The 19,998-nt window shown below is 68.2% G+C and carries 19 protein-coding genes; 11 read left to right on the top strand and 8 right to left on the bottom strand.

Annotation, left to right across the window (positions count from 1 at the left end):
• Window positions 1-4: 4 nt before the first annotated feature.
• The 3 genes from Q9R08_RS17385 to Q9R08_RS17395 are packed head-to-tail and all read right to left on the bottom strand — an operon-like array spanning window position 5 to window position 2,195.
• A complete protein-coding gene (locus Q9R08_RS17385) occupies window positions 5-1,159 on the bottom strand; it encodes an MFS transporter (protein WP_308869409.1) in 1,155 nt (384 codons plus the stop codon).
• Window positions 1,159-1,848, bottom strand: a complete 690-nt coding sequence (locus Q9R08_RS17390; protein ID WP_308869411.1) for an aquaporin — start codon at window positions 1,846-1,848, stop codon at window positions 1,159-1,161. Before Q9R08_RS17390 ends, Q9R08_RS17385 begins: the two co-directional genes overlap by 1 nt.
• Window positions 1,845-2,195: a metalloregulator ArsR/SmtB family transcription factor gene (locus Q9R08_RS17395; RefSeq protein WP_308869412.1), complete on the bottom strand. Its 351-nt coding sequence runs from the start codon at window positions 2,193-2,195 to the stop codon at window positions 1,845-1,847. Before Q9R08_RS17395 ends, Q9R08_RS17390 begins: the two co-directional genes overlap by 4 nt.
• Before the next feature lie 86 nt (window positions 2,196-2,281).
• Between Q9R08_RS17395 and Q9R08_RS17400 the strand changes: the two genes are divergently transcribed.
• From Q9R08_RS17400 to Q9R08_RS17440, 9 genes are all read left to right on the top strand, one after another.
• Entirely contained in the window at window positions 2,282-3,595 is a 1,314-nt protein-coding gene (locus tag Q9R08_RS17400; protein WP_308869413.1) for an NAD(P)-binding domain-containing protein, read from the top strand.
• Entirely contained in the window at window positions 3,586-4,107 is a 522-nt protein-coding gene (locus Q9R08_RS17405) for a GNAT family N-acetyltransferase (RefSeq protein WP_308869414.1), read from the top strand. Before Q9R08_RS17400 ends, Q9R08_RS17405 begins: the two co-directional genes overlap by 10 nt.
• 35 nt (window positions 4,108-4,142) lie before the next feature.
• Complete coding sequence (locus tag Q9R08_RS17410; RefSeq protein ID WP_308869415.1) at window positions 4,143-5,042, top strand: metalloregulator ArsR/SmtB family transcription factor; 900 nt, start codon at window positions 4,143-4,145, stop codon at window positions 5,040-5,042.
• 14 nt (window positions 5,043-5,056) lie between these two features.
• Window positions 5,057-5,503 (top strand): arsenate reductase ArsC, encoded by a 447-nt coding sequence (locus tag Q9R08_RS17415; RefSeq protein ID WP_308869416.1) that lies wholly within the window; start codon window positions 5,057-5,059, stop codon window positions 5,501-5,503.
• Window positions 5,500-6,144, top strand: a complete 645-nt coding sequence (locus tag Q9R08_RS17420) for an arsenate reductase ArsC (protein WP_308869417.1) — start codon at window positions 5,500-5,502, stop codon at window positions 6,142-6,144. Before Q9R08_RS17415 ends, Q9R08_RS17420 begins: the two co-directional genes overlap by 4 nt.
• 376 nt (window positions 6,145-6,520) lie before the next feature.
• Window positions 6,521-7,654, top strand: a complete 1,134-nt coding sequence (locus Q9R08_RS17425; protein ID WP_308869418.1) for a glycosyltransferase — start codon at window positions 6,521-6,523, stop codon at window positions 7,652-7,654.
• Complete coding sequence (locus Q9R08_RS17430; RefSeq protein WP_308869419.1) at window positions 7,651-8,697, top strand: glycosyltransferase; 1,047 nt, start codon at window positions 7,651-7,653, stop codon at window positions 8,695-8,697. Before Q9R08_RS17425 ends, Q9R08_RS17430 begins: the two co-directional genes overlap by 4 nt.
• 154 nt (window positions 8,698-8,851) lie before the next feature.
• Window positions 8,852-9,022 (top strand): hypothetical protein, encoded by a 171-nt coding sequence (locus Q9R08_RS17435; RefSeq protein ID WP_308869420.1) that lies wholly within the window; start codon window positions 8,852-8,854, stop codon window positions 9,020-9,022.
• A gap of 575 nt (window positions 9,023-9,597) precedes the next feature.
• Window positions 9,598-10,935: a chloride channel protein gene (locus Q9R08_RS17440; RefSeq protein ID WP_308869421.1), complete on the top strand. Its 1,338-nt coding sequence runs from the start codon at window positions 9,598-9,600 to the stop codon at window positions 10,933-10,935.
• Between the two features lie 156 nt (window positions 10,936-11,091).
• Here the strand turns inward: Q9R08_RS17440 and Q9R08_RS17445 are convergent, their stop codons facing one another.
• The 5 genes from Q9R08_RS17445 to Q9R08_RS17465 all read right to left on the bottom strand — a co-directional run bounded on the left by Q9R08_RS17445 (window position 11,092) and on the right by Q9R08_RS17465 (window position 16,902).
• The gene (locus tag Q9R08_RS17445; protein ID WP_308869423.1) at window positions 11,092-11,877 is read right to left on the bottom strand and encodes an alpha/beta fold hydrolase; all 786 of its coding nucleotides are present in this window, start codon (window positions 11,875-11,877) and stop codon (window positions 11,092-11,094) included.
• Between the two features lie 98 nt (window positions 11,878-11,975).
• The gene (locus Q9R08_RS17450; RefSeq protein WP_308869424.1) at window positions 11,976-14,150 is read right to left on the bottom strand and encodes an arylsulfatase; all 2,175 of its coding nucleotides are present in this window, start codon (window positions 14,148-14,150) and stop codon (window positions 11,976-11,978) included.
• Window positions 14,151-14,530: 380 nt separating this feature from the next.
• Window positions 14,531-15,505 carry an HAAS signaling domain-containing protein gene (locus tag Q9R08_RS17455; RefSeq protein ID WP_308869426.1) on the bottom strand — a complete coding sequence of 325 codons (975 nt, stop codon included), beginning with the start codon at window positions 15,503-15,505 and terminating at the stop codon, window positions 14,531-14,533.
• A 1-nt stretch (window position 15,506) separates the two neighbouring features.
• Window positions 15,507-15,848, bottom strand: coding sequence for a PadR family transcriptional regulator (locus tag Q9R08_RS17460; RefSeq protein ID WP_308869427.1), 342 nt, complete (start codon window positions 15,846-15,848; stop codon window positions 15,507-15,509).
• Between the two features lie 232 nt (window positions 15,849-16,080).
• Entirely contained in the window at window positions 16,081-16,902 is an 822-nt protein-coding gene (locus tag Q9R08_RS17465) for a PKD domain-containing protein (protein WP_308869428.1), read from the bottom strand.
• Between the two features lie 403 nt (window positions 16,903-17,305).
• Between Q9R08_RS17465 and Q9R08_RS17470 the strand changes: the two genes are divergently transcribed.
• Together Q9R08_RS17470 and Q9R08_RS17475 are read left to right on the top strand one after the other, a co-directional pair.
• Entirely contained in the window at window positions 17,306-18,640 is a 1,335-nt protein-coding gene (locus Q9R08_RS17470) for an FAD-binding oxidoreductase (RefSeq protein WP_308869465.1), read from the top strand.
• The gene (locus Q9R08_RS17475; RefSeq protein ID WP_308869429.1) at window positions 18,637-19,983 is read left to right on the top strand and encodes a class I SAM-dependent methyltransferase; all 1,347 of its coding nucleotides are present in this window, start codon (window positions 18,637-18,639) and stop codon (window positions 19,981-19,983) included. The genes Q9R08_RS17470 and Q9R08_RS17475 overlap by 4 nt, the downstream gene beginning before the upstream one ends.
• The last annotated feature ends 15 nt before the right edge of the window (window positions 19,984-19,998 follow it).

A 19,998-nucleotide genomic window follows, 5' to 3' on the forward strand; every position in this document is an offset into this window, starting at 1 on the left:
GGTGCTACCGGCGAATCACGAGCGCTCCGCCCACGGCGCAGACAGCCGCCATCACGAACGCCATGGTCGCGTACGACCCCAGCGCCGTCGCCAGCAGGGCGGCCGCTCCCGGTGCCAGCGCGGTGAGCGCCGTCACGGGTGCGGCCAGGACGCCGTTGATCCTGCCGTACGACTCCGCGCCCCAGCGATCGGCCACCGCGGACGCCTGGACGAGGGTGAGTGCGCCGCGGATCGCTCCCGCGACGAGGGCGGTCGCGAAGATCGCGACCGGGCTGTCCACCACGCCATAGGCCACCAGCGCTCCCGCGCCGAGCACGCCGACGCTGGTCGCGGCCATCCACGCCGGGGCGGTGTGGGGGATGGCGAGATAGAGCAGGCGGCCGAGCACTTGCCCCGCGCCGATGAGTGCGAGCACCCAGGCGGCGGTCTGCAGATCCATCCCTTTCTGGATGGTCGCGGGAACGGCGGACAGGGTGACCGCGTACAGCGAGAACGACATGAGAGCGAACGAGCTCGCGACCATCCAGAAGCGCATCGACCGCAGGACGCGTCGAGCCGCGCCGTTCCCGGCCGGTCCATCCTCGACATGCTCCCAGCGGCTCTCCACGGTGAGGGCGTACGTGGGGAGCGCGACGGCCGCGAGAATCAAGGCCAGCACGAGGAACGACATCCTCCAGCCCACCTGAAGGACGAGCCAGCCGGTGAGCGGCGCGAAGATCGTCGACGCGAGGCCGCCGGCGAGCGTGACCAGCGTGAGCGGGCCGCGACGCGCCGCTCGGTAGCGATGCGTGATGACGGTGAACGCAGCCTGATACAGCACAGCGGACTGCGCCGCCCCGCAGACGAGCCAAGCGGCGGTGAAGGTCCAGATCGTCGGCGATGCGGCCGCGACGAGCAGGGCGACGGTTCCGACGACCGTGGCGGTCACCATGACGCGTCGCGGATGCCGATCCAGCCGACGCCCGACCGGGATGGCGCACGCGGCCGAGGTCAGCAGGCCGGCGGTGATGGCGACGAACACCGCATCATCGCCCCACCCGGTGTCATCGGCGATCGCCGGCGCGGCGACCAGGACGGCGTAGTAGAGCACTCCCCACGCGACGATCTGGGTGAAGGCGAGCGCCGCCAGTCCTGTGGGGGATCGCGGGTGCGCGGGCATCAGCCGTGCGCGACGACCGGCTCGGGAACCGTCACCGGGAAGAGCGCGCGGACGAGGCCCCATCCCACGGCCGCCCCGACGAGCTGTGCGGCGATGAACGGCAGCGCCGACATCGGTGCGATGCCTGCGAATGTGTCGGTGAACATACGGCCGATCGTGATCGCGGGGTTCGCGAAGCTCGTGGATGACGTGAAGAAGTAGGCCGCACCGATGTACGCGCCGACGGCGGGTGCCGCGAGCTGGCTGCGGCCGGTGCGGACGAGCGCGAAGATCACGAGGATCAGCCCCGCCGTCGCGACCGCTTCGGCGAGCAGGAGGTGCCATCCCGAGCGGTCAGTGGTGCTCCAGCTGACGGCGGGCTCCGCGAACATCAGGTTCGCGAGGATGGCGCCGGCGACGCATCCGAGCACCTGGCTGGGCAGGTAGATCGCCGCCGTCGACCAGCGGCGGCGATGGAGGAGGACGTCGACCACCGTCACGACGGGATTGAAGTGGGCGCCCGAGACGGACGCGAACACCAGGATCAGCACCGCGAGCCCGAGGGCGGTCGCGAAGGCGTTCTCGAAGAGCTGCAGTCCGACGTCGCCGGGCGACAGCCGCTGCGCGGCGATGCCCGACCCGACGACGACGGCGGCGAGCCCCGCGCTGCCGAGGAACTCGCCGGCAGTCGCGCGCGCGATGCGGCTCACGACGCGACGAGGAGCTGCGAGATACGGTCGAGGGCGCCGGGCACGAGCTTGAAGTATGCCCAGGTGCCGCGCTTGCTGCGTGTCAGGAAGCCGGCGGTGGTGAGGATCTTGAGGTGGTGCGAGACCGTTGGCTGGCTGAGGCCGACCGGCTCGATCAGGTCGCAGACGCAGGCTTCCGAGTCTTCGGATGCGGCCACGATCGACAGCAGGCGCAGTCGGGCGGGGTCGGCGAGTGCTTTCATCGTCGTCGCCAGTTGCTCCGCTTCCGCCGCGGTCAGTGGTTCGCGCACCAGGGGCGCGCAGCAGGCTGCCGCGCTGACATCGGTCACCTCGAGCATCGTGGTCATATATCGAGGTTAGTCGATATTGACAGATGTCGATAGATGGGCTCACAATCAGTATCGACGCTCATCGATATCCGTTGGAGGATGCTGTGACTCTGCTTGACCTGACACCTCGCGCGGCCGACGCTGATCGGCTTTCGACGCTCCCCGTCGCCATCATCGGCGCCGGCCCGATCGGGCTCGCCGCCGCGGCGAATCTCGTCGAACGCGGGATCGACTTCATCGTCTTCGAAGCGGGAGCGGAGGTCGCGGCCAGCGTGCGTTCCTGGGGCCACACGCGTCTCTTCTCGCCGTGGAAACACCTCGTCGACCCGGCATCGCGTCGCCTGCTGGAGGAGCAAGGGTGGGAACTCCCCGATCCCGAGCGCGCCCCGAGCGGCACGGAGCTGGTGGAGAAGTACGTGGCGCCCCTCGCTGAGGTCGATGAGATCGCGTCGCGGGTGCGGCTCGGCGTCGAGGTGATCGGTGTCACGCGTGAGGGTATGGACCGCACGCGCACGCGGTCGCGCGCCGCCACGCCCTTCGCCGTGCGCATCCGCACCGCGGACGGACAGGTCGAAGACGTTCCCGCCCGCGCCGTCATCGACGCGTCCGGCACCTACCTCTCGCCGAACTCACTGTCGTCGAGCGGGCTGGAGCTGCTCGGCATGGCCGAGATCGCGGATGCCGTGACGACCGCGCTGCCCGACGTCCTCGGTCGCGACCGCGCAACGTTCGCCGGTCGCCACACGACGGTCGTCGGGGCGGGCCACTCCGCCGCGAACACCCTCCTCGCGCTCGCCGAACTCGCCCGACAGGAACCGGGCACGACCGTCACGTGGCTGATCCGCAACGCCAAAGCGGTCCGGGTGTCCTCCTCTGCCGATGACGAGCTCGCCGACCGCGCCCGACTCGGCAGCAGGGTCGACAAGGCTGTCGCCGACGGCCGGATCGCGGTGCTCGACGGCTTCGAGATCATCCGCGGCCGCCGCACCCCGGCCGGCGTCGAACTGGTGGGCCATCGCCATGGCGAGGTCGTCGCCCACGCCACCGAGGTGGTCGTCAACGCGACGGGATTCCGTCCGAACCTCGACATCCTGCGAGAGATCCGCCTCGACCTCGACGAGATCGTGGAGGCGCCCCGGCGACTGGCGCCGCTCATCGATCCGAACGTGCACTCGTGCGGCACCGTCGAGCCGCACGGCTTTCGCGAGCTGGCGCATCCCGAGCAGGGATTCTTCGTGGTGGGCATGAAGTCCTACGGCCGCGCGCCGACCTTCCTGCTGGCGACCGGGTACGAGCAGGTTCGCTCGGTGACCGCCTGGCTCGCGGGCGACACGGCATCCGCCTCGAACGTGGAGCTGGTCCTCCCGGCGACGGGCGTCTGCTCCACCGACGCCGGCAACGGGGGTGGATGCTGTTGACGATCCGTGTGCGCGAGATGATGCCGGCGGATTGGCCGGCGGTCGAGGCGATCTACGCGCAAGGGATCGAGGACGGCGAGGCGACGTTCGAAACGGCCACGCCGGCGTGGGAGGCGTTCGACGCGGGCCGGCTTCCCGGCTTGCGGTTCGTGGGCGTCGACGCGGACGGCGTCGTCCTCGGCTGGGTCGCGGGTTCGGCGGTGTCGTCGCGTCCGGCGTACCGCGGCGTCGTGGAGCACTCGGTCTACATCGACCGCGGAGCGCGCGGCCGGGGCGTCGGCCGCATCCTGCTGGAAGCGTTCATCTCGGCTGCTGAGGCGGCGGGGATGTGGACCGTCCAGTCGAGCATCTTCCCCGAGAACGGTGCCAGCCTGCGACTTCACGAGGTCACCGGTTTCCGGGTCGTCGGGCGACGTGAGCGGATCGCGCGATCGGGGGCGGGCCCGCACGCCGGCGCGTGGCGCGACACGCTGCTGATCGAGCGTCGGAGCGCTGTGGTCGAAAGCGACTGAAGCGTCTGCCACGGGTGGCGGATAGACTGCTGTCTATGGATCCGCTGGGGAGCCTCACATCGCTTGCCGATCCGACGCGCGCCCGCATCCTCCGTCTGATCCGCGATTCCGCGGACGGCAAGGCCCTGGTGAGTCGTCTCGCGGAGGCGCTGGAACTGCGGCAGCCGACCATCAGCCACCACATGAAGTCGCTGCACGACGAAGGCATCGTCGTGCGTGAACCCGATGGGCGTCGCGTATGGTACTCGATCGCTCCGGATTACGCGGGCCGCGTCGACGCCCTCCTCGGCGAGACGGCGCGACCGGCGCCGGACCCCGACCTGGAGCGCATCGCGACGGATCTCACCCTCAGATATCGCGGCGTCTTCGGCCCCGAGACCGTTCGAGCGAAGGTCGTCGAGAGCTACGAGCTGCTGGCCAGCCGGTCGCAGTCGCCGATGCTGACGAGTCGGTCGGCGGCGTTCGCCGCCGCGCGACTCGATGCACTGAAGCGCTCTCAGGGGACGCCCGGTGTCGTTCCCTCCGTTCTGTTCGTCTGCGTTCAGAACGCGGGCCGGTCGCAGATCGCGGCCGGGATCCTGCGCCAGCTCGCCGGTGATCGCGTCCTGGTCAGGACCGCGGGATCCGAGCCGGCAGGGGATCTACGCAACGCCATCGTGAGCACCCTCGACGAGATCGGCGTCCCGCTCGGGGACGAGTTCCCCAAGCCGCTCACCGACGAAGCGGTGCGCGGCGCCGATGTCATCGTCACGATGGGGTGCGGAGACGCCTGCCCGATCTACCCCGGCCGGCGCTACGTCGACTGGCAGCTGGAGGACCCCGTCGGAAAGTCGCCCGACCAGATCCGCATGATCAGGGATGACATCGATCGCCACGTACGGGCGCTCCTCGAGGAACTCTTCGCCGAGAGTTCGTCCGCGGAGCTGGTCGGATAGATAGATCTAGGTCTATGCTTCTCGTGAGAGAAAGCGAGGCCAACGTGACCGAGAAGCCCACTGTCCTGTTCGTCTGCGTGCACAACGCCGGTCGCTCCCAGATGGCGGCGGGCTACCTCCGCGCCCTCGGTGGCGACGATGTCGAGGTGCTGTCCGCGGGATCCGCACCCAAGGATGTCATCAACCCTGTCGCCGTCGAGGCGATGGCGGAGGAGGGCATCGACATCGCCCGCAACACCCCCAAGGTGCTCACGGTCGACACCGTGAAGGAGTCCGATGTCGTGATCACGATGGGCTGTGGAGACGCCTGCCCGATCTTCCCCGGCAAGCGCTATGAGGACTGGGAACTGGACGACCCGGCGGGTCAGGGCATCGAGGCCGTGCGTCCGATCCGCGACGAGATCCGCGGTCGGGTGGAGGCGCTGCTCGCCGAGATCCTGCCTGCGCGAGGTGCCGCATGACCGGCGCATCCGGTCAGGGCGCGCTGCTGTCGCCCGATGCCGTCCTCCTCCGCGCGGCAGAGCGTCTGACGCAGCAGTTCAGGGGCATGGTCGGCGAAGAGACCGTCGAGCGCGTCGTCTTCGAGTCGTACACGGCTCTGGCGCGCACCGCGGCCGTGAGGACCCACCTGCCGAGCCTCGCAGAGAAGTTCGCACGCGACCGCTTGACCGCGCTCGCCCAGTCCAAGGGGCTCATCGCGAAGCCGGTCCCCGAAGTCCTGTTCGTCTGTGTGCAGAATTCGGGCAGGTCGCAGATGGCCGCCGCGCTGACCCGTCATCTCGCAGGGGACCGGGTCCACGTCAGATCGGCGGGGTCCCAGCCGGGCGCGCACATCCTGCCCGAGGTGGCACTGGCGCTCGCCGAACTGGATCTCGATGTCACGGACGAGTTCCCGAAGCCGCTGACGGACGACGTGGTGCGAGCGGCTGACGCGGTGATCACCATGGGGTGCGGCGACGCCTGTCCGCTATACCCGGGCAAGCGGTACCTGGACTGGCAGCTGGAGGACCCCGCCGACCTCGATCTACAGGGGGTGCGGCGCGTTCGCGACGAGATCCGAGATCGCGTCGAACGCCTGCTCACCGAGCTCCTTCCGGACTGATCCGCCTCAGTCAGCATGCGTAGCGCCACCTCGTGATCGAGGTGTCACCGGCTTCGTCGTCGACGATGCCGCCGCGGCCGTCGACCGGACCGCAAGCGGGGCGACGTTCGATGGGGGTGTTATCCGTGCCGGGGCCCGGGCACGGTTCGACGTCGAGCCCATGGCGGATGGCTCCTTCGCGGCATCCGACCTGGTCGTCGCCTCGCCGGGAGGTCGCACATGAGGGTGGTGTAGGGTGCGAACCAAAGCGCGGCCATTTGCACCGGTCGCGTAAACCGGACCGCGGCAACGCTGGCGTAGTTCCACGAGGGATGCCGTCGGCAGACGTCTCGAGTCCCCGGGGTCGATAGACACCGGGCCGACAGAGATGGTCATCATGACCCGCTTCGGATTTCTCTCCACCTATCCGCCCACGCGCTGCGGTCTCGCCACGTTCACGGAGGCGCTCGCCGGTGCCCTCGCTGCCGGCGAGCCGCACACGCCCACGATCGTTCGGGTGCTCGACGTGATGGACAGCCGTCGCGGTGCCGAAGACATCGCCCGGATCCCGAGCACCGTGGAGCTGGTTGCGCGCAACCGGGTGACCATGCGCGCAGCCGTGCGTGCGCTCGATCAGTGCGATGTCGCGATCGTCCAGCACGAGTACGGGATCTACGGAGGCCCGGACGGCGACGAGATCATTCCGTTGCTCCGATCGCTGAACACGCCGGCGATTGTGGTGCTGCACACGGTGCTCTCCGCGCCGACCGACCACCAGCGGGTCGTCCTCGACACGGTGTGCAAGCTCGCCGCGAACGTCGTGGTGATGACAGACAACGCCAGCGAGATCCTGATGCGCACTTACAGCGTCAAGCGATCGAAGGTCCGGGTCATCCCGCACGGCGTGCCCGTGTCACGTGAAGCTCGCCCGACGAAGCACAGCGGCCCGAAACGCGTCCTCACGTGGGGACTCCTCTCTCCCGGCAAGGGGATCGAGTGGGGCATCCGCGCCGTGGCGCGGTTGCAGGATGCCGGCGCTCCGGTGGAGTACGTCATCGCCGGCCAGACCCATCCCAAGGTGCTCGCCCGTGAGGGCGAGCACTACCGCGAATCGCTGCAACGGCTGATCGACGACCTCGGCCTGGCCGACGTCGTCACATTCGAGGACCATTACCTCGACGACTCGCAGCTGGCTGAGCAGATGGCTCGAGCCGACGTCGTGCTGCTGCCGTACGACTCCCGCGACCAGGCGACGTCCGGTGTGCTGATCGAGGCCGTGGCGGCAGGAATCCCCGTCGTGGCGACAGGCTTCCCGCACGCCGTCGAGCTCCTGGGCGGGGGAGCGGGCACGATCGCTCGGCATCAGGACCCGCAGTCGATGGCACAGGCCATTCGCACGATCCTCAGGGCGGAAGCCACCGCCCAGCAGATGCACAACGCCGCGCTGCGCGACACGCAGGACGCCTCCTGGCCCGCCGTGGCCGAGAGGTACCGAGCGCTGGCTGACCGCATGGTGGCGATCGCGGCATGACCGGTCAGGACAGCGATCCGGACGCGTCCGGTTCATCGACATTCGCCCACCTGCTCGCGATGTCGGACGGGCGCGGGCTCTTCGAGCACGCGCTGCTGGATATGCCCCGCCGCGATCACGGCTACTGCGTAGACGATGTCGCTCGCGCACTCGTGGTGCTGGTGCGTGAATCCGAGCGCGCCCCGGCGCTCGATCGACTGGTGGCCACATATCTCAGGTTCCTCGAGGCCGCTGTCGATGTCGACGGCCAGGTCCACAACCGCATGGACGCCGGAGGCGAGTGGACAGACGACGCGGGGCTCGGCGATTGGTGGGGTCGCGCGCTGAGGGCACTCGGCGCGGCAGCCGTCGACCTTCCGACCGCATCGGATCGCAAGCGCGCGCTGATCGCGTTCCATCGCGCCGCGTCGGCGAGATCACCGCATGGGAGAGCAATGGCGTTCGCGACGCTGGGAGCGGCGGACGTGCTCAGCGCCGACCCCGGGGATCTCTCAGCCCGCGCCCTGCTGATGGACGGGGTCGCCTCGATCGGCACTCCGTCCGACGACCACTGGGCGTGGCCGGAGCCACGACTGCGCTACGCCAACGCGGCGCTCCCTGAAGCACTCCTCGCCGGGGGTGCGGCGATGGACGACCCTCGTGTCGTGGCTCGCGGGCTCGCGATGCTGCGGTTCCTGCTGGATGTCGAAACACGTGGCGGGCACCTGTCCGTGACGGGCGTCGGCGGCCGCGGTCCCGCGCAGAGGTCGGTGCAATTCGATCAGCAGCCCATCGAGGTGGCCGCCATCGCGGACGCGTGCGCGCGTGCCTTCGACATCACCGCGGACCCCTCGTGGCGAGACGGCGTCGCGGCGGCATGGGCGTGGTTCACGGGTGACAACGACGCCGCCACACCCATGATCGATCGGGAGTCGGGAGCGGGCTTCGACGGATTGGAAGCGGGCGGGCGCAACGAGAACCGAGGGGCGGAATCCACGCTCGCGGCCCTCGGCGCGTACCAGCAGGCTGCCCGCCTCGGGGTGCTGGAGCGGGTGCGGCGGTGATGGTCCGCGAGCATCCTTCGGGCGTCGACCACGTTCCTGCCTGCGAGGGACTGCGCTCGTCGCACGCGCGGGGTACACGGATCGTCGGCCCAATGCTCGCGGGGCGCAGGCCGCTCACCTATGAACGCGCGGAAGCCGGGAGTAGCGTGAGGGTATGTTGACCGTGATCGTGATCCTCCTTGTGGTGTGGGCGATCCTGGCGGTCGTGGGGTTCGCCCTCGAGGGACTGCTCTGGCTAGGGATCATCGGCGTGATCCTCTTCGTCGGCACCGTGATCTTCGGCTTCGTGCGGCGCGCTGCGGGCCGGCGGAACAGCCGCCCCTGACCGCGCCGAGAGAGTGGCGAGAAGTTCTTGTCCCCCAAACGGGGGACAGGTAGGGTGAGACCGGCGCAGACGCGAGCAATGGGACTTGGGGTCCGCTCGGGTCAGAGCCACTGGGGACTGGGGGAACGGCCGGCATCGCACGGGCGCTTCAGAGGCGGCCCCCCTCGAGCCCGTGCTGGCCAGCTCCGAAGCCCGAGGGGGACCGGACCTACCGCGACGGTGTGCGCCCGCTTGGGAACGAGACGCACGGCCCATGTGGCCCTGGGGAGACCGGGCAGTGTCGGCAGAAGGCCGATATCACCATTCCACATAGAGGTCGCCCCGGTCTATTCCCCGGAGGTAATGACCTTGTTACGGACACCGCACGGGGATACGTCCGGGTCCGCGACAGCGCTCCGTCCTTGCCAGAGAGTTCGTGATGACTCGTCGCGTCGTGGACAGGGTGAACGCGTACTGGCATCCTGGTGCCGACGCGGCCTGATTCCTCGCACTGGTCGCCAGAGCGGGCGGGTGCCGCCCCATGACCGAAGCGCCGTAAGAGTGACGGGACGCCCGGGCATGCAGGAGGTTTGCGCATGGTGAACGAGCATCAGCAACCGACACGCCCACCGGCCGCCGAAGCCCCTGCGGGGCATCCGGCGCCGTCGGCGGCCGGCGATGTCCCTGTCGCCGAGACCGGAGACTTCTGGCTCCTGCTGGGCGCCGCTGCGCTGCTCGGCGTCTTCGGCGGCCTGTTCGGTCTCGTCTTCATGTGGCTGCTGCGTCTCGGGCAGGGCTGGTACGCCTACTCCAGCCCCGGCTGGATGGGGGGCCACTGGTGGTGGGTTGCGGTCACGGCTGCCGCCGGTCTGGTCATCGGCCTTCTCCGCTGGGCCACCCGCCTGCCGTTCAAGACGCCGGGACTGATCGCCGACCTGCAAGACCAGTATGTGAACCCACGCCTGGTGCCCGGGATCCTGCTCGTCTCGACCGCCTCCCTCATCGGCGGGGCGAGCCTCGGTCCCGAGAAGGCGCTGGGTTCGGTCGGTGGCGGTCTTGGCCAGTGGATGGCCGCTCGGCGTCGCCTCGATGACGAAGGTCGAGGCGCCACCACGTTGAGCGGGATGGCGGGATCGTATGGTGGGCTCTTCTCGAGCCCGATCATCGTGGTGATGATGATCGTCGAAGTGGCTCGGCCCGGGGGAGCGAAGCTCACCAGGGTCCTCGTCACCTCGATCCTGTCGGCGAGCATCAGCTTCGGCATCTACTTCGCCGTAGCGGGGACGGTCTTCCTCGACCTCTACGCGGTTCCGTCGTTCTCCTACCAGAACTGGTACCTCCTGGCGGGCGTCGGGATCGGACTTCTCGCGGCGGTCGTGAGCACTCTGCTCGGCGTTACTGTCACCGCTTCGGGCAAGCTGTTCGACAGGCTGCGACTGCCCGACCTGGTCAAGTCGATCATCGGTGGCGTGCTGTTCGGCGTCGTCGGCGTGATCCTGCCGCTCACGATGATGACCGGCACCGATCAGCTCGGGGTGGTGCTGAAGGAAGGGGCGACGCTGGGGCTCGGCCTCGTCGCCGTCCTGGTGATCGCGAAGATGATCACGATGGGAGTGAGCCTGGGCAGCGGCTTCATCGGCGGCCCGATCTTCCCCTCCCTCTTCATCGGCGGCACCGCCGGGGTCGCGTTGCACCTCGCAGTCCCGAGCCTGCCGCTCGGCCTGACGTTCACGTGCATGTTGGCGGCTGTCGTCGGCGGCTTCGTCTCCGCGCCGTTCGCGATGGTGCTCTTCGCGGCGTTCACGACCCAGATCGGCGCGCTGAACGCCACGCCGGTCCTGCTCGCGGTGATCACCTCGTTCGTCACCGTCGAGGCGGTCAGGTTCCTGCTCGCCAGGCGCGGTCGACCGAGAGCTGACGCCGGGGCTCCATGATAGGTCGACGGGACTGGCGCTGGTCACCCGCGGGAGGGCTTCATTCCAGCGTCGGCAGCAGAGCGACTGGCATGCACTCCGATGCCGCCGAGGTTCCTGCTCCGATGAGCTTGGCGGGTCGGCCGGCCGTGTCGGTCGCAATCTCTCCTGGGTGTGTCAGGTCACGTGGGCCAGGATGGCTGCGGCGACGGCCCTCGGCGCGGATTGCTGGGCGACATGGTGATGAGCCGGGATGAGGAGAAGGCGTGCTCGAGCTGCAGAGTCGTGCAGGCGGCGGCACCACTCCAGTCCGGCGATGGGATCTCGCGAGCCCCGAATGACGATCAGAGGCATGGACAGCGCCGTCACGCGGTCCTCGATGCGGTAGGTCAACATGTGGCGGACCTGCGCGAGGTACCAGGGCACTCCACACCTCAGGTAGTCGGTGAGGACGATCGCATTGATCGCGAGCGTCTCACCAAGCGTGTCCCTCGCGAGGGCGATCAGCTGCGAAGCGAGCGAGCGGTGCTCCGCGTCCGCCACGGGGCCGATCGCCACCACGTCCGTGACATGCTCCGGTCGCTGTGCACCGACCTCGACCACCCACTGCGCACCCATCGAGTGTCCGACCAGCACGACGGGTCCCGCGTTCAGCGATTCGATGACAGCGCCTAACGCAGACGCCATTGCAGCGACACCGACGTCGACGCCCGGCTTCGGCAGACCGCCGAAGCCCGGCAGGTCGATCGAGTACACCGCTCGATCCTGCGCGAGCACATCGTGCAGCCGGGAGAGATACCGGTGCGACATCCCGATCCCGTGGATGAGAACGATGGCTGGACGGGGAGCCGCGACCGCCGGTGATGAGAGAAGCACACGGAACGCCAGTCCGTCCTCGTCGACCCTCCACTCATCGCGGCGGACTTTCCTCGCAGCGGTGCTTCCCGCAGGTTGGCCGTTCATCTCCCCACGGTAGTCCTCGGCTCGTCGCTCCCCGAAGGAAGGAGTGATCGATTACGTGGGCCGAAGGTTCCCTGCCCGGCGATCTTCTCGGTCCCGATTCAGGTCGAGTAGATGACGTGGACGCTGTCGATGTCCCCGGTGTAGGGGAACGGTGCCCTGTCGAAGTAGTCGAGAGAGACGGGGCCGCCCAGGCATCTGCCGATGTCGAGACAGTCGTTTGCGGTGAACAGCAGGGGCGCACTGATCGGCACCGTGCCCTGTGCCCACTCTTCGCCGTCGACCGAGATCACGATGCGGAGTGGACCTCCCGGCCGCGCCTCGAGATAGGACGTCTCGATCACGATGGTGTGCGATCCCGGCTCCAGCGAGCGTTCCGATCGGATCTGGGTCCGCTGGACGATGAACAGGTTGTACTCGTAGACGATTCGACCGTCATCGACGAAGCAGGTGAGCCCTCCGCCTGCGCCGCCCAGCGCGTAGAGGACTCCCTCGGGCTTCTCAGCTGCCGTTGTCTTGATGGTCACTTTGTTGGCGCGATTGCCGAGCGCCGGGGCGATGAACTCCGGCATCCGGATGATGTCCCCGGTGAAGTTCCACTCGCGATACGGCGTCGAGATGCGCAGCTCCGGGTGATAGACGGGCACCCAGAGTCCACCGCCGATCGGGTAGACGCTGTTGCGAGCCGCCTCCATCGCGAACAGCTCTTTCATCTGCGCGAGCTTTTCGGGCTCCTGGCCGGCGAGGTCCTTCGCCTGCGTCCAGTCCTCGTCGAGGTGGTACAGCTCCCACGTGTCGTGATCGGGCGTCCAATCCGCGATCCCCGGCGGAAGCCCGGGCACCCAGGGTGCCCGTGGACCGAACGCGGATGCCATCCAACCGTCGTGGTAGATCGCACGGCTTCCCATGATCTCGAAGTACTGCGTCAGATGCTGCGACTCCGCAGCCGGGTCCGCGAGTATCGCGGCGAAGCTCGTGCCGTCGATCGGGTCCTGCGGGATGCCGTTGACCACGCGCGGGTGCGAGATGCCGAGCAGATCGTACAGTGTCGGGACGATGTCGGTGCAGTGGACGAACTGCGAGCGGGGTGTGGCATCCGGCGTCACCTTCGCCGGCCACCGGATCGCCATGGGGTTACGCGTGCCCCCGAGGTGGGAGGCGACGAGCTTCATCCCCTTGTACGGGGTGCTGCCTGCCCACGCCCAGCCGGCGTGGTACTGGTTGTCGGCCTTCGGCGTGCCGAGCACGTCGAGGCCGCCCATGTCGTTCATCGCCTTGATGTGCTGCGGAATCGTCGACGGGATGCCGTTCTGTGCGAGCAGCTCGCTGATCGTGCCGTTCTGCCCTTCGCCGGAAGACCCGTTGTCGCCCCAGATGTAGAACACGAGCGTGTTCTCGCCGTACCCGAGGCTTTCGAGCTCGTCCACGAGACGGCCGGCCTGCACGTCGGCGTGCTCGGCGAAGCCGGCGGCGACCTCCATCAGGCGACGCTGGAACGGCTTCTCGTCCTCGGGGATGTCGTCCCACGCGGCCAGCCGTTCATCGCGCTCCGTGAGCACAGCGTCCTCCGGGATCCACCCGGAAGCCTTGGCCCGCGCGAACACGCGCTCGCGATAGGCATCCCACCCGTCGTCGAACTTGCCGGCGTACTTGTCGGCCCACTCCTTCATGATGTGGTGCGGGCCGTGGAGGCATCCGGTCGCCCAATACATCATGAAAGGCTTGTCCGGCTCGAGCGCCTTGTGGTTTCGCAACCAGTGGATGGCGTCGTCGGCGAGATCCTCACTGAGGTGGTAGCCCTCCTCGGCGGTCTTCGGCGGGAGGACGCTCGTGGTGTTGCGTACGAGATTCGGCTCGTACTGGGATGCCTCGCCCGCGAGGAAGCCGTAGAAGTACTCGAACCCGCTCTCTGACGGCCAGTTGTGGAACGGGCCGGTGACTCCGGTCTCGATGGCAGGGGTGTTGTGCCACTTGCCGAACGCGGCGGTCGAGTATCCGTAGTCCTTGAGGACCTCCGCGCCCAGCGCGCTGCTCTTGGGGATCTCGCCTGCGTAGCCGTCCCAGTCGTTGGCGAGCTCCGCGATCTGGCCGTTTCCGATCCGGTGGTGGTTGCGGCCCGACAGAAGCGATGCCCGGGTAGGCGAGCACATCGCTGTCGTGTGGAACCGATTGAACCCGATCCCGCCCTCGAGCACGCGGCTCAGCGTGTCGGTGCGGACCTCCCCGCCGAAGGTGTCGGGAAGACCTGGCCCCGCGTCATCGATCAGGATGATCAAGATGTTCGGAGCGTCCTCGGGCAGTCTGCTCGGAGTCGCTCGCTGAGCGTAGACCGACTCCTGCATCGTTCTGCCGGCGATGCTGGCCGAAGGGGTCGGAGGGAACGGAAGAACATCCTGCGGGCTCATCGTCAACTCTTTCCGACGGCGGCGAGGTCCCGGCACTTCCCGGGATGCCGTCTGACACGGACGATATCGACCCGTCAACGCTCGTGGCAACACTCGTTCTGGGTGATGTCGCTCCCGGGGCCATGCGGCGCCGCTCGGAGGGGTGGTGATCGCACACGGCGCTCGTGCTGCCGACGACGAGCCGCGGAAGTCAAGGATGACGTGCACGAACCGTGCAACGAGAGATTCACTGGCGTCTCGATCCCCCGGAGTCAGACGAGGCTGGGTGTTCTTCGGGACGTCGAGATGCTGCGGCGGAAGGCGAGGACCGCGTCGGTTGCTGCGTATACGGCGAGTGCGGCGAAGATGAGTCTGGCTGTGGTGTCCGTCACTGGTGAGAGGAACACCGGCCCCGCGAGCGACCACCACAACAGGAGGCCGGCCATTGCCAGGGACAGCACTGCTCGGGCGCGCAGAGTGGGCACGGTCCATCGTCCTGTGATGAGCACCACCACGTACAGGACGAGGTCCGCCGCCCACAAGGGAAGTATCCAGGGCGCTCGCCACTGCAGGAATCCGGGGTCGAGGGCGAGGGCTTCGATCGCGGGTTCTGGGAGCCCGGGCGCCCACGAGGCGAGCCAGGGCAGGGCGATGACGATGGTGGCGCCCAGCACCCCGGCCGCGATTGCGACGACCGTGCCGGGGCGACTGACCCGGTCGCGGTCGATCGTGCGGGGCGGGGCAGGCGTCCAGGCCTTCGACCCGGATTCGCGTCGGTGATCGACCAGCGCTCCGATGAGTGTGTAGGTGATCATCGCGCCGGGCCACCAGAGGGCGCCGATGCCCGCGCCGAGCCACCAGACGGTGAGGCGACCCCACCAGGTGTCAGCGCCGTAGTCCCAGCCGGTGACCGGGATGACGCCCAGCAGGGTGGCTGGCAGAGTGACCGCCCAGATCAGGGCGATGCCGCCGAGCGCGATCCAGGTGAATCGGGGGGCGTTGGACGGGCGGATGATCGTGAAGCCGGCGGGTCGGTAACGGTCGGCTACGTCCTGCGGTGTGCCGAAGGTCGTGAGCAGTTCCATGGCGAGCGTGGGGTCGGCGGGGCGACCGGTGTCCGCTGCCCGACCGGCGAGTTCGTCGTCGAGCAGCGAGCGCAGTTCGAGGGCGACGTCGGCGCGCTGGCGTCTCGGCAGGTGCCGCACGACGTCGGCTACGTAGCTGTCGATGATGGCGGTGGGATCCACGTCAGTCCTCCTCGGTCAGGAGCCGGTTCATCACCGACGCCAGCGACCCCCATGCGGAGGTCAAGTCTTGGTACACGCCGGTGCCGAGGGCGCTCAGCTCGTAGTAGCGGCGGGGAGGGCCGTCCTCCGCCTGCCACTGCGAAGCGAGCAGTCCCTGGCTCTCCAGCCGGCGCAGCAGCGGGTAGAGCGTTCCCTCCTCGATGGGCATCCCGCGCTGAGCGAGGGCCTGCCGCAGGGAGTACCCGTACTGCGGGGTGCGCAGCTGGGAGAGCACGGCCAGCACGAGGGCGCCCTTACGGAGGTCCTGCTCGAGTCGACCGAGCTGTGCCGCACTATGTACCATGTGGCGTACACTACATAGCGCGACACAGTAGCCGCAAGCACCACGTCATTTCCTCAACGAGCCGCACCGTTGTTAGTGAGCTGCGGCGGCTCGGCCGCGAAACCGGCCAGGTTGTATAGCGGCCAAATCGCAGCCCCTAACAGCGCTACTCCGCCAGTTCACTCATGACCCAGCTCATCGACCGTTGGCTGAAAGCCGCACTCGCGGCGGGTTGATCATCGATCGGCGTGCGCTACCTTCGGTCGCCCCCGGTCTGCGCGCCAGCCGTTTCTCCGGGGCGTTGTGCGGGAGTGTCACCGGTTCCGCCGGTTGTCGCCGAGACAGCGCCGGCCCCCAGCAGGGTTCCCAGGATGCCGACGCCCGCGGCCGCGTCGAGGATCTGGGTGGCCATGAGGGCCGAGATCACCCCTACCCCGAAGAGCACGATGACTAACCGGCCCCAGTTCTTCACGACGAAGGGGATCACGAGCGCCGGCGCCGATGCCGTCGCGATGGCGGGCGGCTGGATTGTCACTTGTTTGGGCTCGAGTTCGGTTGCCGTCCCGCCCGCATCCGTCACCGTGGCGCGGATCTTGTACGTCCCGTCCTCGGCGAACGTGGCGAGAATCGTCCGGCCGCCGTCGATCTCCTCGACCGTCGCCCCTTGCACGTCCCATGAGACAGTGGCGCCGTCGGCGAGGTCCTCGACCGTGAACATCACCGCTGTGTCCTTCTGGGCCACGCTGCTGCCGATGATGGCGGGCCCGACGTGGATGCCTCTCTCCACGGCACCGCCCGAGTCAATCGCCACTGGCGGGGCGCCCGGGGTGGTGGCGAGCTTCTCGATGGTTCGCAGAGCGTCGCGATGGTAGAGCCAGGCGAAGACCAGCGCGAGGACGATCACGACGATGGCGCCGAGCAGCAGGCCGATAGCGAGGTAGTAGTTCGACAGTGCCACGTCCACCGCACTCGTGGCGGGGTCGGCCGGCGTGGAACTCGGTGACGGGTCGCCTTCGGTGGCGAGGACGCGGATCAACATACGAGACCCCATTTCCCAGTTGCGCTGAGCATGCACCAGTGAGCAAGCGCCGTCAATCGCATGCCGCGGAAGGTGCCGTGGCCGTGTCGACAACGGCAGGACGTGGCGGGGCGCCTCCTGGATTAATTCCGCCCCTTGTGCGCACGCGGATGCTGGCGTCTGCCCGCCGGCGATCTCGAGTTGATGAAGCACCCCACGGGCGCGCGTTCACAGCCGGCCAAGCGCACGAGCGCGATGAGGGACTCCCTGGTGCACGCAACGTCGTGCGCCGGACCCACACTTGCCCACTTCGGCAACGAATGCGACACGAGTGCGGCGCTGGTTGTGAAACGCCCTCAGACCGGCAGGGAGCGACATCCTTCACTCGAACCCCGCCGCGGACTAGCGTGGATTCGTGTCCGCTCCTGCGACTGACGCCCGCACTGCTCACGCCGTCGGCGTGCGGCGGCTACTCGAGAGCTATCGGGCGCTGCCGACGGGTGCCCAGGTCCGGCTCGCCAAGCGCACCTCGAACCTGTTCCGCACACGTTCGAGAACGGCTGCCCGAGGCCTCGACACGTCAGGGCTGACCGGCGTCATCCATGTCGATCCCGCGGGGCGGACGGCAGACGTGGCGGGCATGTGCACCTACGAGGATCTTGTGGCCACGACGCTGCGTCACGGGCTGGCGCCCCTTGTGGTGCCGCAACTGAAGACGATCACGCTCGGTGGTGCGGTGACCGGCCTCGGCATCGAGTCGACGTCGTTCAGAAACGGGCTGCCGCACGAATCGGTGCTCGAAATGGACATCCTCACGGGCGCAGGGGAGGTGGTCACCGCATCGCCCGGCGAGCACGCCGACCTGTATCGTGCTTTCCCCAATTCATACGGCACTCTCGGCTACGCGGTGCGCCTGCGGATCGAGCTCGAGACCGTCGAACCGTTCGTGGCGCTCACGCACCTGCGCTTTCATGCGATCGAAGATCTGATCGCAGCGATGGACCGCATCGTCACGACGCATCGGCTGGACGACCTGCCGGTGGACTACCTCGACGGCGTCGTGTTCAGCGCTGACGAAAGCTACTTGTGCGTCGGCACCCAGACGTCTGCGCCGGGCCCGGTCGGCGACTACACCGGCCGACGGATCTATTACCGGTCAATCCAGCACGGCAACCTCACGAAGGCGGACCGACTCACCATCCACGACTACCTGTGGCGATGGGACACCGACTGGTTCTGGTGCTCGGTGGCGTTCGGGGCGCAGCATCCTCTCGTCCGTCGCTTGTGGCCGCGACGCTACTTGCGCAGCGCCACGTACGGCAGGCTCATGCGGGTGGAACGCCGATTCGATATCAGCGATCGCCTCGAGAAGTTGCACGGCCGCCCCGCACGTGAGCGTGTGATTCAGGACATAGAGGTGCCGATCGCGCGGTGCGTGGAGTTCGTCGAATGGTTCCTCGGGAACGTGCCGATCGCGCCGATGTGGCTCTGTCCGCTGCGATTGCGCAGTGGTGACGCCTGGCCGCTGTACCCGCTGCATCCACGCGAGACGTACGTCAACGTCGGATTCTGGTCGACCGTGCCGATTGGGGCGACAGAAGGCGAGACGAACCGGCTCATCGAGCGCAAGGTGAGCGAGCTGGACGGGCACAAGTCGCTGTACTCCGATGCCTACTACACGCGAGACGATTTCGACAGGCTCTACGGCGGGGCCGAGTATCGGTCGGTGAAGACGCGGTACGACCCCGACGCGCGACTGCTGGAGCTCTACCAGAAGGCTGTGCAACGACGATGACCACACCCAAGGACAGGACGGATGCCGCGGCTCGTGACGACGCCGCAAACACGGCCGAAGCGGGGTCCGGAAAGCTGACCCTAGCGGAGGTGCTCGAGATCTTCGCCGGAGGTCGGCTGCCGTTGCGTTTCACCGCGTACGACGGCAGCTCGGCCGGGCCCGAGAACGCGCCCTTCGGACTGGATCTGAAGACGCCCCGCGGCACGACCTACCTCGTCACCGGGTTCGGAGATCTTGGGCTCGCTCGCGCGTACATCACCGGCGATCTGGGCATCGAGGGGGTGCACCCGGGCGACCCGTACGAGCTGCTCAAAGCGCTCACCGAGGGCCTCGAGTTCACGCGGCCTCCGGCGCGGCTCATGGCCCAGATCGTGCGCTCGATCGGCTTCGAACATCTGCGCCCGATTGCACCGCCCCCGCAGGAGGTGCCCCCACGCTGGCGGCGGGTCGCGGGAGGACTGCGGCACAGCAAGACCCGCGATGCCGAGGCCATCCACCATCACTACGACGTCTCGAACACCTTCTACGAATGGGTGCTCGGCTCGTCGATGACCTACACCTGTGCGTGCTATCCGCGCCTCGACGCCTCGCTCGAGGAGGCGCAGGAGAACAAGTACCGGCTCGTGTTCGAGAAACTGCGGCTGAAGCCCGGCGACCGGCTGCTGGATGTCGGATGCGGGTGGGGAGGCATGGTGCGCTACGCCGCACGCCGGGGCGTCCAAGCCGTCGGCGTGACGCTGTCGCGCGAGCAGACCTCGTGGGCGCAACGCGCGATCGCCGAAGAGGGACTCGCAGAGCGTGCCGAGGTGCGCTACGGCGACTACCGCGACATTGCCGAGACGGGGTTCGACGCAGTTTCGTCGATCGGGCTGCTCGAGCACATCGGGGTGCGCAACTACGCGTCGTACTTCCGCTTCCTGCGCTCGCGGCTACGGCCGGGAGGCCTGCTGCTCAACCACTGCATCACCCGCTGCGACAACAAGGCCGAGCCCGCCGCGCAGGGTTTCATCGACCGCTACGTCTTTCCGGACGGCGAGTTGACCGGTTCCGGTCGCATCATCACCGAGGCACAGGATGCCGGGCTCGAAGTGCTGCACGATGAGAACCTGCGCCCGCACTACGCACTGACGCTCCGTGACTGGTGCGCCAATCTCGTCGAGCACTGGGACGAAGCAGTCGCCGAGATCGGACTGCCTGCCGCAAAGGTGTGGGGCCTTTACATGGCCGGATCACGGCTCGCCTTCGAATCGGGCGGGATCGAGCTGCACCATGTTCTGGCCGTCAACTCCCGGGGGAACAGCGACGATGCCGACCTTCCGCTGCGGCCGTGGTGGACGCCATAGCGGCGCGCGGCCGGA

Source organism: Microbacterium psychrotolerans (genome assembly GCF_031085295.1).
In the GTDB taxonomy this organism is placed as follows: Bacteria; Actinomycetota; Actinomycetes; order Actinomycetales; family Microbacteriaceae; genus Microbacterium; species Microbacterium psychrotolerans.